Source organism: Ralstonia sp. RRA (assembly GCF_037023145.1).
In the GTDB taxonomy this organism is placed as follows: Bacteria; Pseudomonadota; Gammaproteobacteria; order Burkholderiales; family Burkholderiaceae; genus Ralstonia.
Window position 1 is genome coordinate 19,578 of the sequence record NZ_CP146092.1, and the last position, 13,984, is coordinate 33,561.

Annotated in this window: 9 protein-coding genes; all 9 read right to left on the reverse strand. The window is 61.5% G+C overall.

What is annotated here, in order from left to right; translation table 11 throughout:
• Positions 1-46: 46 nt before the first annotated feature.
• Positions 47-1,120: a type VI secretion system protein TssA gene (gene tssA / locus V6657_RS18140; protein ID WP_048931607.1), complete on the reverse strand. Its 1,074-nt coding sequence runs from the start codon at positions 1,118-1,120 to the stop codon at positions 47-49.
• Between the two features lie 81 nt (positions 1,121-1,201).
• Positions 1,202-1,792, reverse strand: coding sequence for a hypothetical protein (locus V6657_RS18145; RefSeq protein ID WP_048931608.1), 591 nt, complete (start codon positions 1,790-1,792; stop codon positions 1,202-1,204).
• 222 nt (positions 1,793-2,014) lie between these two features.
• Entirely contained in the window at positions 2,015-2,422 is a 408-nt protein-coding gene (locus tag V6657_RS18150; RefSeq protein WP_248694825.1) for a hypothetical protein, read from the reverse strand.
• Positions 2,423-2,593: 171 nt separating this feature from the next.
• Positions 2,594-3,193 (reverse strand): hypothetical protein, encoded by a 600-nt coding sequence (locus V6657_RS18155; RefSeq protein WP_048931610.1) that lies wholly within the window; start codon positions 3,191-3,193, stop codon positions 2,594-2,596.
• 283 nt (positions 3,194-3,476) lie between these two features.
• Complete coding sequence (locus tag V6657_RS18160) at positions 3,477-4,541, reverse strand: hypothetical protein (RefSeq protein ID WP_048931611.1); 1,065 nt, start codon at positions 4,539-4,541, stop codon at positions 3,477-3,479.
• Positions 4,542-4,555: 14 nt separating this feature from the next.
• Complete coding sequence (locus V6657_RS18165) at positions 4,556-7,351, reverse strand: T6SS effector BTH_I2691 family protein (protein ID WP_338755473.1); 2,796 nt, start codon at positions 7,349-7,351, stop codon at positions 4,556-4,558.
• A complete protein-coding gene (locus tag V6657_RS18170) occupies positions 7,323-8,447 on the reverse strand; it encodes a DUF4123 domain-containing protein (protein WP_048931613.1) in 1,125 nt (374 codons plus the stop codon). Before V6657_RS18170 ends, V6657_RS18165 begins: the two co-directional genes overlap by 29 nt.
• A gap of 17 nt (positions 8,448-8,464) precedes the next feature.
• Positions 8,465-11,224, reverse strand: coding sequence for a type VI secretion system Vgr family protein (locus V6657_RS18175; protein WP_048936025.1), 2,760 nt, complete (start codon positions 11,222-11,224; stop codon positions 8,465-8,467).
• Positions 11,225-11,235: 11 nt separating this feature from the next.
• Positions 11,236-13,947 carry a type VI secretion system ATPase TssH gene (gene tssH / locus V6657_RS18180; protein ID WP_048936026.1) on the reverse strand — a complete coding sequence of 904 codons (2,712 nt, stop codon included), beginning with the start codon at positions 13,945-13,947 and terminating at the stop codon, positions 11,236-11,238.
• Positions 13,948-13,984 lie beyond the last annotated feature (37 nt).

The window sequence follows — 13,984 nt, forward strand, 5'->3', positions numbered from 1 at the left end:
CAACGCAGCAGGAACCACGTCGGCGGAAGCGCAAACGCGCAGCGGATCAGCTCGCGTTGTCCGGCGACGGATCACCCAAACCCAGCAGCTCTTCAATCTGCGACAACGTCGCATCATCCTTGACCACCGTGCGCAACCAGGCGTGCAGGGGCATGTCGCCCCACTTGGCGGCGCGTGCCGCCAGATAGGCCACCGGGCTGTGCGGCTCGGTCTGGCGGAAGAACTCAGCCACTTCACGCAATTGATCCAGTGCTTGCGCGCGCGAGCGGATAGGCCCCACTACAGTTGCGACAACCGCTTCCGTTGCAGCCTGCCCGGCAGCTTGCTGAGTTGCCTTGGCTTCCACCGCAACCGGCTTGGGCTCGGGCTTGCCACCGAAACGCTCGACCAGCGCACGCACCGTCTGCAACGTCTCACGCGCGGCGCGGAAGCTCGGGGCATGGTCCCCAGCACGCCCATCGAGCACGGATTGCAGCCGCAGCAACGCTGCCCCGCAACCCACCACATCGTCATGCAACGTCTTGTAGAACGCCGGTGACGTAGCCCGCTTGGCGGCCTCGAACTGCTCCTGCGTGACCTTGCCGCGCGAAAGCTCATCGGCCTGATCCGGATCGCGGCGGATCGCCTCGACCAAGCTGCTCGCGACTTCCCAGTCGACGAGGCTGTAGCCGCCTTTGGAGGCATCCACCAGCGGCACTTCGCGGATCAACTGGCTCGAACGTGCGGCCAGCCACGCCATGCTGCCCGTGCGCGCCTCGGGGTCGTCGGCCTCGGGCAGCGGGTAGATGTGTTCCCAGTACTGCTCGCACAGGCCGGAGATCAGTTCATAGCCCTCGCGCAGGCCGGCAAAGCCGCGCTCCTTCGAGAGGGCCTCGGTCAACCACGCAAGCAGGCGCAGATCCTTCGTGCGGTTCTGCAACAGCGACGTGCCTTCGGTGATCACGGCGCGCCAGTCGGCCTCCTTGATCTCGGTCACCCACTCGCCCTGGTCGAGCGACGGATCGTCAAAGCGGCGCGCCTCCTGGATGCTGTCGAACTCGGCAGAGAAGAGCATGTCTTCGCCGCAAGGTTGAGCGCCTGGCAGCGGGGCGAGCAGTTGTTCAAACGGAAGAGTTGCCATGATGTAACTAGACGAGAAGATTGATATGCCTTCCCGGTATCGCCTCTGAAGAGCGTCCCCGGGCATGTCTCTTTGCTTTGTTCAACGATCGAGCGGTGGCTTGTCGTCTGGGTACCGCACCTCCACGATCGACACGCCCATCCAGCTGCGTCTTATCTCCAACACATAGCGATTGCCCCGTGCGACCGAAACCGCCTCTCCGGTAGTGGATGGGCTACTCCCGCCCGTCGAGAGGAAGTCCCCGGCATCAGGACCGTCCAACAACTGGAACTTGACATGGCTGGTCGACCTCGTGCTGCGATACCCTGACCCGGGCGACGATCGGGTGTCATCGCATCTGGCAAGCACGAACAGCGGTTTAGCAAAGGCGGCGTTATATACGTTCATCAGGCTCTCGCCATTGGCCCCGACCACGATCAACAGGCAAAAGAACATTGCGCTGCCAGCGCCCGAGAGATCAACCGGGCCAGCGCGCTCGCTTGCCGGTATGAGCATTGAGGCGCCCATCGTCATCAGTATCAACAAGACGAGCGACACGACAAAAACGAGCGGCCAGCGCACCAGCCACCATAGCCAACTCTGATCCCCCGCCCAATGCGGATAGGGGTTGAGCTCGTAGAGAAAAAGCGACAAAAAAATCGTGAAGATGGCGCCGAAAAGGAGACCGACCATTGTGCCGGCACCGCTTTCCCCTGGCCCTTCACCCGAGGTTTCGGTAGACGCTGTTGTAGATGCTTCTGACATCAGCGGTGCGCTCTCTATCGATATGCAGTAGAAATCATGAAGAATGGCGGGGTCGGTTCGCAACCCATTTGACTCGCTGGATTGATTGATGCCGATTGTCCCCTGCAGTACGCTTTGCAGAGACCTGCATTGACTTAGGTCGACGAGTCCTCAAGGTTTGATGAGTCGACAATCAGCCAGCGCCAGCGTCAGGCCAACGAACTGCCGGTTTAGGCAATCCAGCGTGATGTCCTTGCTGGGCTTGTACGCCGAAAGTTTGTTGTCCGGAAACACAGCTTTCAACGTGTCGCGCTGGTCATCTTGAAACGGCGCGCCGACCTTGAGGTCTTCGGTCACAGCCAAGGTGTTCAGGCTGTCATCAGACAGCGGATACACCTGCCCCTTGAACTCAAGTCGATGGCCGTCGTACTTCTTTGCTGCGCTGGCCGCGTCCTTGAAGTACTCGGTGAGGACTTGCCGGTATGAAACCTGAAGAGGCGCGTCGTCACCTGCCAGTGCGGAGCCGGCGACCAGCGCTGCGAGGATCGGGGCAACTGCAACGCGAAGCAGTGGGGCCATGTTGGTGCGTTTGAAAATAGGGCAATCCTTGCTTGGCTGCGATGGGATTCAACGGTGCTGATGCTACTCAGGGCGCGTCGGTTTAGGGGGATTGTTTCTAAATCTTCATGTGGCGATTAGGCCGCCCCGAAGCGTTCGATGCCGGTCAAGACCACCCCGGAATGCTGATATCTACTGGTCGTATACACCGAGCACAGAAGTCCCCATCCAACTCCATTTCAGCGAGAGCAAGGCAGGCTTGCCGTCGTCGGTGCGTGTCCCGTGTCCGCTCGTGCCGCTCCAGCTGAAGAAAAGGGTTTCCCCTTTTAACGAGCCCTCCAGAACTTCATACTGAACCTCGGTGCGGCTGATGCTCCGAGGGCCGCTTGGAACAATGAACGTGCTGATGCGTTTTGCCTTCACAATCGCCCCCTCACCGTATGAAGCGTTGTACAGGTTCATGAGGGTGCCGCCACCGAATGTGACGACGGCAAGCCCAGTCGCAAACAGAACCGCGTTCATTCCGTCCGTCGCTCTATCGAACTCCTTCGCAAAATCTACGTCGTCGATCCGACTGGCAATGATCGTCTGCAACGTTACGCACAGCATCACGGCAGCGAAGACCATCGGATAGCGCAGCCACCACCATCGCGCGCTTTGCATGCCACCCAATGGGTAGGGGTCGGCAAACCCAAAGACAATCAACAAGAGAGCCGCCACAACGATCAGCACGGTGAGAACCGCGCCGATGAAAACTATCTCGCTGGGTGGGCTGTCTGTAGCTTCAGGCATCGTGATTCATGTGGAAGCCGTTGCACTCGCTTGGCGCTGCTGCTCAGGCTCAAATCCTGCCAACCTCTCCACCTCGGCGACGCTCAAAGCAGGACCACCCGCAGCGGCAATCACGTCCGCCGGAAACGGCATCGACTGACGACTATTGACCGCTTGCGCAGTGTTTCGCCGGGCAGGATGGATGGGCCGTCTTCTTCCAGTGCGGGACCAGCACTGCGTAGCCGGCTGGGGCATCAGGATCTTCGTATTCAGTGGTCAAAATTGACACGAACCGACTTGACTCTCAACCCGGCGTCGTCCAACGCAATGGCTCTTCCGGCCCAATGCCGTCTTCGCGGCGCTTCTGGCCGCAATCACTAGCCCATTCCTCTGGGAATGTCGGCCACGTGCAAAGGCGCTCGGCCAAGCAATGCAGCGGCGCCCAGAGAAATGTCATCAGGAAGGTCAGCCGTGTTTGCGCAGAGTTCTCCCCGCGTCCTTCAATTTCATCCAGCACGCGAGAAGCTGACAACTCCGTTTCCTCCAAATGCTGACTGGGCGTATGGAACCCCTTGCGTAGCCACTCATACGCATTGGGCTCGGGCACCTTGTCCATACCGTCTTCCATGAAGGTGCGGATGTACTGCCACAGCCCTTCACCCGCTAGCTTTGGGCCAACCCATAGCACGTCTTCACCCTTGCGCTCCGGGTCGTTCGCATCCAGTGCTGGCCAGTACAGCACCAAACCTCGCATACCGAACGGACCGCCGCCTCGTTCCTGCCGCAGCTGACGCGCAAACTTATCGTCGATCTGATCGGGGGTCATCTCACGCGGAGCGCACCAATTCACGTGTGCTTGAACGCGATCCCAGTCCAGGATGACATTGCCGCCGTACCGCTTCGGACGCAGGACGTAGACCTTACGCGTGGTGCGGTTGAATCGATAGCGTGCCCGGAGATCAGTAAAGAATGTCGGCGTGATGGAAACGCGCCAAAACAAGGCGGCAAAAATTACTGCGAAAGCAGTGATACCAGCAGCAATCAGCGAGTCGACCAGCCAGTCGCTGGAATTCACAACGATCCAAGTCGAGATGGCCACCGAGAATACCGGCAGCATGACCAGCAAAGTCGCCAGCAGAAGCAGAAGCGAACGATCCTCTTCCCCCATGTTGGAAAGCTCGATGAAGTGTTCATTGCGATCAAAGAGCACTCGCATCCAACCAAGGCTTGGGCTCACAGATTTGCCTGCCCCGCCTCCAGAAGGCAAGGACAGCGAGGTGTACCGATTGATATCGGCAATGTATTCGACTGCCTCCTTTCTTCCTCGCTTCCTGATGTGTTGATGGAATGCCGCTTCGCAATCAAACATACCTACTCTCCAAATCACCCACCTATTTCAGCTAACGCATCTGCCAAGTCTTTGGACATTTCATCCTCACTCTTGTGAGGCGTTTTCGGACTGCCTACCTTATGGAAGGGCTGCGCTTGTAGCCAATTTTCCCATGCCGTCCCCTTCAACTTAGCGATCACCGCTGTCATTGCCAAAGTCGCGACGGCACTCCAAAGGTTCAGACGAAGCAACCATTGTGGTGCGGTCACGAAGCGCGCTGCCCAGATCGTTCCGAACGCCGTGGTACCGCCGGTCACCATGCGAGCGAAATAGGCCTCCGCCAATTTGCTTCTCCCCTCTCCCGCAGCCGTCGTTGCATCGACGGCGTCCACAACCACCCCCACAATCATGCCAGCTGCCACGTACCGTGCGGCACCGGCCTTCAATACCAACAGTTCCCTTTCTGCTGTGGCGCTCACCCCGGCCTTCTGCGCTTTCGAAAGCACGTCCGGCACTTTCTTGTAGACAGCCTTTTCGTAAAACTCCGCGCGCGTTTGCTTGAGCGTACCGACCATCGTTGACAACGCCGCAGTCAAGTCCGCCAACGAGCGCGGGTCTTTGCGCGAGTAGGCACGCGCAAGCGCAGGCAACACCGCCAGCGTATTCACCCCGCTCAGCACATAACCCACTCGCATTTCCTGCGCCGCGCTATCCGCTCCGCCGCGGTTGAAGAGATTTCTGGCCTTCTTCTGGATCGAATATGACAAGGAGTCAAGGACGCTTTTGCGCTGCTGGAGACTGAGATTGCCTTCGCGCAACGCCACAAGATGTGCGGCCGCCTTCGAGCCCAATCCGTTCACGAGCATCATCGCCTGCGCACGAGCAATCGTCGCTTCCAGCTTCGTGATCGGTGCCGCCTTGACCTTGCCCACGACAGCAGCCAACAGAACTGCCGAACGCGTTTCCATTGCCGCCTTGCGGACTTCCGCAAACGCATCCCTTCCCTTCGTGAAGGCAGCAGCCTTGTCTTTACCAGCCTTGACGTCATCGATCGCCGCCATGATCTTGGCCGTCTCTTTGTTGATCTTGTCGGCGTTCTTGATCGTCTTGCTCAGTGCCTTGATCGCAGTCAACGCGTCAGCGTAGGCCTTCTGATCACGAGCGCCCTCCCGAGCGTCGGCTGGCACGGCTTCATCGACCGGCAACGGCTGGCTCAGTTGCTTGAGCGCACTCTCCATCTCCTGGCTGATCTCACGGTTGTTCAGGCTCAACATGCGCCACACCAGATTCTTCTTGTGCGGTGTAAAGGTATCGAGCGCGCCATACCACGCCCTGCCGCGCGGGCTGTTGTCCAATTGCAGCAGGATCGTACAGAGCTGGCCGGCACAGCGGTCTCCATCCCCCGTGTCCGGGGAGGCGGTTTCGCTGTATAGCCCGAGTGCCCGGTCCGTCAGGCTGTCGGCCTTGAGCCAAGAGACAAGGTCTTCGGCAATCAAGTTCATCTTGGCATCGCGATCGTCCAAGCGCTTCTTATGCAGATCGTCGAAATCGGTGAGAACCTTGAGGTTGCAGTAGTTTTCGACGCTCTCCTTGACCTTCGTACCAAGGGCCTTCACCGCGTCATCATGCTTGGCGGTTCGCTCGTCGATCTTCTTCTGAAGATCAGCCTGCCGACGGCGATTCAACTCCTGAATGCTGATGGTTTCGTAGGTGCCATCCGCCTTGCGAATCTTGACGGGTTGCCCGCTATCCGAACCTGGGTAGCGCTCCCCCATGTTTTCCCGGACTTCCCGCATGCGATCCGTCCCGTCTTCATAGTCGGCGACGGCCTTCTTTTCCATCGCCTCCTTGATGATCCGAATACCCTGGCTCGCACTATCCTTCCAGGCATTGCTGTAACCTTGCAGGTCTTTTTCGTTGAGCCACTGAACATAGGGGATCGCGGCGCTCAGATGATGCATGCTCAGTTCCTGGGCAATTCCAAGCGCATCTTCACAGGCCACCACCGCGCCCTTGTTGTCCTGCAGGAACTTTCGCATGCCTTCCAAACGTGGGCCGTGCGCCTTCTGATAGGTCGGCTGCGTCATGAGAATGCTGTGGACATCCTCCATGATCACGGGTGGAGCTTCAGGCATTGCGAAGACCTGCACATCGGTCTCTTCGACTTCATAGTTGCCCCAGGCGCGTTCCTGCGGGGACAGACCCATCAGGCCAAAGTACTGTTCGTTGCCCACTGTCTGCACTGCGGCGTCGGTCAACGCCGCAAACTCAAGCACCTGCTTGTCGAGCTGCGCCGGCTGCAGCGTGTCGGTCTGACTTGTGCTGCCCTTACACCAGCCTGCCACGTCAAAGCTCTGCATGTACTTGGCAGGATTCGGCTCGATCTCACTCTTGAGATACTGCGGGTCGATCGGGTCGGGATGAAACACGTACCACAGCGATTTGACGTTCTTCGCGTCCGTCACCCAGGCCAGGCAGTTGTTGGCTTGCCGTGCATCACGTGCGCACACAATGACAGGTTTCGCATCGTCTAATTTCATCACTGGAAACTGATGCAAATAACCATGCGGGTGCACTGCGTAGCCTTGCCACTCCAACAAGCCATCGCGTTCAATGCGCAGGTACAGGTAGCCTGAACGCAGCATACGCACGCCGTAGCGTACCGTCTTGGCCTGAACGCCGCCGGGCTTGGTCTGCAGCTTGCCGACTGGCTTGAACTTGTCCAGAACGCTTAAACCATCGTCTCGCGAACTGTAGCCAACGGCATAGCGTGTAAACAAAATCGGCAAACCTTCTCGCTTGCACTGTCCGCACGGTTTCTCACAAGTCATGCGTCTCTTCTCCGGCATTCAGGCAGGCATGGAATGCGCTTACAAACCGCGTATCGGGGTCCGAACGCAATGCCTGCAAAGATTGGGTTAGCACGCGCGCCCAACGCGGCGCGCGCCAGTCGATCGAAGGCGGTACCTCACGGTAGCGAACGCTGCACCAAACGTAGTCTTCGAGGTTTTGACCGTCCAGGTTGAGCGATGCACCGGTCTCCAGCAATTGCTGCATCAGGCTTCCATCTGGCTGGCCTTGCTGCGGTATGCCGTTCTCTGCAAACCGCAACCAGATCTGATTGCCAACAGGCGTCCAATGCGCTTGGCGCCATTGCTCAGCGTTCAACAACCGATTAAGCAGAATGGGGGCGGTAGGCTCCCCCCCTGGTGCAACAGATTTCTCTGCCTTGAACCATGCGAGTTCCGACAAAGAAATGTCGGCCTCGGTCGCAATCAATTCATCGGCGCCCCAAGGCTTCCACGGCTGCTCTAAAGACCACCACGCCAGCACCGGACCCAACCAGGAGACGCGCTGGCCGCCCGAGAGCGCGGGCCATACCCGCTGCATAACTCGCGGATCCTGATAGCGAAACAGACGTACCGTACGCCCTCCGGGTTCGTACTGAAAGCCAAGCCCCGCCAGATGCTGTGCGAGCGTGCGTGCGGAATCCCTACTGAACAGGACCGCACAGAGATGTTGCTTCACCAATCGTTGGTAGATCTTCTTGCCCGCGGTCTCCAGCCAGCCCGCCAAGAACTCTTGAGCACGCACCTCGGCAAAACTGCTGGCGCCTCCGTCCGGCAATGCGTAGGAAGGTAGGGGAACAAGGCAAGGCGCCTCGCCTTCTCGCCCGGCATAGATTTCATCAGGTACAGCGACGCGTGCTGCAGCCGCTTCGGGCCACGCCTCGGATACCGCAACTGCCAACGGGCTGTCGTCCCAGGTATCCAGCAACAGATAGGCTTGCAACGAGCGGCCATCTGCATCTCGTTGCCCGAGCATGTGATAGCCGGATGCAAGTTCGCGGCACAACTCCAGACAGCGAAGATCCGGCGCCGCGATGTCGGTATTGGCGTCTTCAGGCCACCCGCTTTCCAAGGCTGACAAAATGCGAAGCGTCATACAGCAACCTTACCTTTTCAGCGCGAAACCGATGCTGCACCCTGGGCTGCCGCATCGCCTTCCTGTGTACTGCATCCCTTGAGATTGCCGCTGGCCAAGCTGTTATTCACCGCCGCCCCACCCGGCCCCACAAACTGATGCCCCGCCCCCTTGAACGTCACCATCCCAGGCGCATGCAACTCGATCGTGCCATTGGTTACCTTGATCTGCGCACCCCCCGCATTGACCAGCACGTACTGCCTGGCCTCGGCCGTCACGCTGGCCTGCGTTGACGCCACAGTCACAGCCTTCTCGGCCACGAGGTGGCTTTCACCCTTGAGACTGCTCAACCCCACCTTGCCGCTGGCGGCATGCATGGCGATACCCGGTGTGGCATCCCCCGCCTGCCCGAGCGACTTGCCATGCGCGTACAGGCTCAGCCCATCGGCCACGGCGACGGATAGGTTGCCCCCCACCGCCACATTCGCATCCTGCTTGGCGGCAAGCGTCACCTGCGTACCGGCAACGATCACGGTATCGGCGGGCGTGGTGGTAACGATGCCCTTGGGCGCGGAGATCTGCAGATGCGGCTCGCTGTAGGCAACAGCCTCGGCACCTTCACCGGCGCTCTCGGTGTGCCGTAGAACGTCGGTGGTGTGACGCAATTGCTTGAGCGCAGGCAACTCCTTGGCAGCAGGCTCATCGGCCAGACCTGCTTTCTGCTTCTGCGCGGCTTCAGCCAGGGACTCGGCCAGATCGCTTGTCGCTTCGATCTGGCTGGCGGCGGCTTCACTGTCCTGCAATGCCGCATCGGTGCCGGCGCTGTGCGCGGTGAGCAAAAGGCCGGCGCCCGCGCGCACGCTGCCGCTGTCGTCGGTGGCCAGCGCGGCACCGTGGCCAAGATCCGCCTGACGCGCGCTGTCGATCTGTTCCTTGTGATGGCCCAGCACGAGGCCGGTGGCGGCCTGCGTGGTGCTGAGTTGCGTGCGGCCCTGGCCTGCCGTGTCGTCAAACACGAGCTGGTTGTAGCCCGATGTGCCTGCCTGGCTGCCCGCAAGCGCCTGGGTCTTGATGCCGGAGAGCACCGCGTTGTGAGCATAGGCGCCTTGGCTCTTGCTGTCGCCGGCAAACCAGGCAGGTGCGTTGCCGGTAGCACCGGCCGCACCCGCCTGGTTCTGGTTGTACTGTGCGTCGGTCTGGCCGGTGCCGTTGTAGGCAGCGCCCACCACCACGGGCCGGTCGATGTCGCCTTGCAGGAATTCCACTAGCACTTCCTGGCCCACACGTGGCAAAGCCACACCACCCCAGTTGGGGCCGGCCACCGGCGCGGCCACGCGCACCCAGGCACCCAGGCCTGCGCTGGCGCGTGCGTTGTCGTCGCCAGCCGGGTGGGACTGGCGGCTGGCAGAACGTGCGCCACGCTGCCAGTGGAATTGCACCTTGATGCGGTGGTCGCGGTCTGTATGCACCGGGCCATCGGCGCCAATCACGAGTGCGGTCTGGCTGCCGTTGACAGTCGGACGCGGGTGCAGTGCGCGGCCTTGCTCGTCGCTCTGCTGGGGGCGCACGGGCACACTGTCGCGCACGACGGTGAAGTGGTTGCGGTAGAACGTGGCGTCTTCGCCAGCGCCCTTGTTACTGCCGGCGCCAAGCACATCGCCATCCTTCAATGCCCCGAGCGTTTCGGTCAGCACCTGCCCGAAACGGTCGTTGAAGTTATTGCGTGCCTGGTGCGTCACGGCCAGCACGGCAAAGCGCTGGTCGCCCTCATCGTGATCAAAGTGGTCGGTCAGCTTGAAGCGCGTGCCGGTCGCCAGCGTACGCACGCTGCCTTCGCCATCGAACTGCTTGTCGCGCAGTTCCAGCGCTTCCATCATCAGCCGTGCGACACGCTGTGCCTGGTTGTTGTCTTCAAACCAGTATTGGCCGGGGTAGTCGGTATCCTGCAGCGTCAGTTGCGGGCCATCGCTGCCCTGCTGCTGGCCCCCAAGCTGCGCCGTGCGCTTGGCATTGGCGCGGTAGTCCCAGCTTGCGATCGACACGGCGTTGGCCTGCCAGCGGCGCGTGCCCTGCCAGCGGTCAATCACGTCTTCGGTGGCGGTGGTGTCCGCACGACCAAAGCGGATACTGGCTTGCGCGTTGTCGGTAAACACGTCATTGGCATCGGCGATGACCATGCGGTGCACGCCCAGCGCATCGCCATCCTTGGCTTCGTGCTCGAAGAAGTAGAACAACCCCTCCTCCGCCAGCAGGCGCGTGACGAAATCGAAGTCGCTCTCTTCGTATTGCGTGATGACGCTGCGACGCGTGTAGACCGCGCTGTCGCGCAGCGCCCAGCGCCACGCGGGCACCAGCCGCCCTTGTCCCTGGTAGTCACCAAACAGGCTGTCGATCACCTCGATGATCGACATGTCCTGGAACAGGAAGCTGTCGCGGCGGTAGCGCAGGAACGCGAGCCACGGCTCGATCACCAGCCGGTAGCGCACCAGGCCGCCGTTTGCACCGAGCTGCTCAAAGCGCGTGACGTGACCGTGGAACGGGCGCAGCGTGCTCCGGCTTTGCTGCGTAAGCAGATCGAGCCGCACCGGCTGGCCGAGCAGCTTGGTGGAATCGATGTCGGCGTTGTCGGACAGCGCCGTCAGTTCCAGCCGGAAGCCACCGGCATCCATATGCTCGGCGGCGTCCAGTTGTTCGGGCAGCAGCGCGTTCGGCCCCAGCGGCGTTTCCAGCCGCAGCAGGCGGTTGGCCTGGGTGAAGGCCGCGCGCAGCAGGTTTGCCAGCTCGGTCGAAGAGACCATGGTGTGCTCGCTTATTGAATGCGGTACTTGAACTCGCCGCTCTTGCCGACGCCCACCTTGATCTTCTCAACGCTGCCACCTTCGGCCATGCGCGTGAGCACCGATTCGGCAATCTCGGGCAATAGCGTGCCGTTGAGGATGTGGTCGACTGCGCGGGCGCCGGCATCCACCTCGGTGCAGCGTGCGAGCACGGATTCCACCAGCGCGTTGTCCCACTGGAACGTGGCCTTGTGGTTGACGGCCACGCGATCGCGAATGCGGCCCAGCTTGAGCGTGATGATCTCGGCCAGCACGTCGTCAGAGATCGGGTAGTACGGCACCACCTTCATGCGGCCGAGGAACGCCGGCTTGAACGCCTTGTAGAGCGTCGGGCGCAGCTGTTCGGCCAGCGCATCGGCGTCCGGCAGTTCTTCGGCCGCCTTGTTCAGGCACGCCTGCATGATGTTCGACGACCCGACGTTGGACGTCAGGATGATGATGGTGTTGCGGAAGTCGATCGGGCGGCCTTCGGCGTCGTCCATCTCGCCCTTGTCGAACACCTGGAAGAACATCTCCAACACATCGGGGTGGGCCTTCTCCACTTCATCCAGCAGCACCACGCTGTACGGGTTGCGGCGCACGGACTCGGTCAGCACACCGCCCTCGCCGTAGCCAACGTAGCCCGGGGGCGAGCCCTTGAGGCCCGACACGCTATGTGCCTCCTGGTACTCGCTCATGTTGATGGTGATGAGCTTGCGCTCGCCACCGTAGAGGATGTCGGCCAGCGCCAGCGCCGTTTCGGTCTTGCCCACACCTGACGGGCCGGCAAAGAGGAACACGCCGCGCGGCTTGTTCGGGTCTTCCAGGTTGGCGGTGGCGGTGCGCACGCGCTGTGCGATGGCATCCAGCGCGTGGTTCTGACCGATCACGCGGGCGGCCAGCAACGGCTTGAGGTTCAACACCGTGCGCAGTTCGTCCTTGACCATGCGGCCGAGCGGAATGCCGGTCCACGCGGAGACGATTTCCGACACCACGTGGCCATCCACTTGCAGCGGCACCATCGGGGTTTCGCCTTGCAGTGCGCGCAGCTCGGCCAGTAGCTTGGCCAGTTCGTCCGGCTCATCGGCGGTGCGGGCGCGCTTGGGCATCGACACCACGTTGCTGTTGGCTGCCACGGGCAGCGCGTCTTCCTCTCCGGCTTGTGTGGTGCCGCTTTCGCGCGCTTCGCGCAGGGCCTGGATGCGGGCGACGAGTTCGCGCTCCTTGGCGAGGCGTTCGGTGTTCTGGGCAACGCGCTGCTCCAACTCCACGCGCTGCGCATTCAGGGCTTCCAGGCGCGCATCGTGTTCTGCGCCGGCGCTTTGCTCGCGCTCCAGTGCATTGATCTCGCCTTGCAGGCGCTCAAGCGTCTTCTGATCGTCTTCAATGGCGCCGGGCGTGGCGCTTTGGCCCAACGCCACCTTGGCGCAAGCGGTATCCAGCACGCTGACGGCCTTGTCCGGCAGTTGACGCCCGCTGATATAGCGATGCGACAAGCGCACCGCCTCGGTAATCGCTTCATCCAGCACCCGCACGCCAAAGTGGCGCTCCATCAGCGGCGCCATACCACGCAGCATGGAAGCCGCCAGCGGCTCGCTCGGTTCTTCCACCTTGACGACCTGGAAGCGGCGGGCCAGCGCGGCGTCCTTCTCGAAGTACTTTTTGTATTCGCTCCACGTGGTAGCGGCGATAGTGCGCAGTTCGCCGCGCGCCAGCGCCGGCTTGAGCAGATTGGCCGCATCGTTCTGGCCAGCCTGGCCACCTGCGCCGATGATGGTGTGCGCCTCGTCGATGAACAGGATGATCGGCTTCGGGCTCTTCTTCACCTCGTCGATCACGTTCTTCAGGCGGTTCTCGAACTCGCCCTTCACGCTGGCACCCGCTTGCAGCAAACCCATGTCGAGGGTGCGCAGTGTCACGCCTTGCAGCGGCGGCGGTACGTCGTTGGCGGCCACGCGCAGGGCCAAACCCTCCACCACGGCGGTCTTGCCCACGCCGGCCTCGCCGGTCAGGATCGGGTTGTTCTGGCGGCGGCGCATCAGGATGTCGATCACCTGGCGGATCTCGGCATCGCGACCGATCACCGGGTCGATGCGGCCTTCGCGTGCGGACTGCGTCAGGTCCACCGTGAACTGGTCCAGTGCCGGCGTGGACGACAGCGCTGCGGCGGGCTTGCCGCCATCTTCGGCCTGAGCGGTTGCATCGTCGGCAATATCGACGGCCTGCTCCTGCTCGTCCGAACCGGCGGTCATGCGCTCGAAATCGTGCTTGAGGCGGTCGACCTCGAACTTGGCAAACAAGCGCGAGCCGCGCTCCGCCAGGGCAGACAGGCTCGGCTCCGTCAGCAAGGCCAGCAGCAGATGGCCTGAGCGGATGCGCGTGATTTGGGAATCCAACGAGGCGATCAGCCAACCGTGCTCGAACAGCTTCGGCAGATACGGCGAGAACGCGGGCGTGCGCGTGTTGCCCTTCTGGAAGCGGCCAATCTCTGCTTCCAGATCACGCTGCAGCGCTGCCAGGTCAATGCCGCTGGCGCGCGCGGCAACGGCGAAATCGCTGCGGCGGTTTTCCAGCAGTGCCAGGAACAGGTGTTCAAGGTCGACCTCGTAGTTGCCTTGCGCCATACACAGCGAGGCGGCGCGCTCTGCAGCCTGCCGGCTGGTCGCGTTCAGCTTGGCGATCAGGGTCTTGAGTGGGATGGCCATGGCGGCAGGGCTCCGAAGGATCGAAAAAGGTGTCGGT

Bases quoted from the DNA above. Each gene is read 5' to 3' on its own strand.
- V6657_RS18170 (WP_048931613.1), bottom strand. From the start codon at position 8,447: ATGACGCTTCGCATTTTGTCAGCCTTGGAAAGCGGGTGGCCTGAAGAC.
- tssA (WP_048931607.1), bottom strand. From the start codon at position 1,120: ATGGCAACTCTTCCGTTTGAACAACTGCTCGCCCCGCTGCCAGGCGCT.
- V6657_RS18145 (WP_048931608.1), bottom strand. From the start codon at position 1,792: ATGGTCGGTCTCCTTTTCGGCGCCATCTTCACGATTTTTTTGTCGCTT.
- tssH (WP_048936026.1), bottom strand. From the start codon at position 13,947: ATGGCCATCCCACTCAAGACCCTGATCGCCAAGCTGAACGCGACCAGC.
- V6657_RS18165 (WP_338755473.1), bottom strand. From the start codon at position 7,351: ATGCCGGAGAAGAGACGCATGACTTGTGAGAAACCGTGCGGACAGTGC.
- V6657_RS18150 (WP_248694825.1), bottom strand. From the start codon at position 2,422: ATGGCCCCACTGCTTCGCGTTGCAGTTGCCCCGATCCTCGCAGCGCTG.
- V6657_RS18155 (WP_048931610.1), bottom strand. From the start codon at position 3,193: ATGCCTGAAGCTACAGACAGCCCACCCAGCGAGATAGTTTTCATCGGC.
- V6657_RS18175 (WP_048936025.1), bottom strand. From the start codon at position 11,224: ATGGTCTCTTCGACCGAGCTGGCAAACCTGCTGCGCGCGGCCTTCACC.
- V6657_RS18160 (WP_048931611.1), bottom strand. From the start codon at position 4,541: ATGTTTGATTGCGAAGCGGCATTCCATCAACACATCAGGAAGCGAGGA.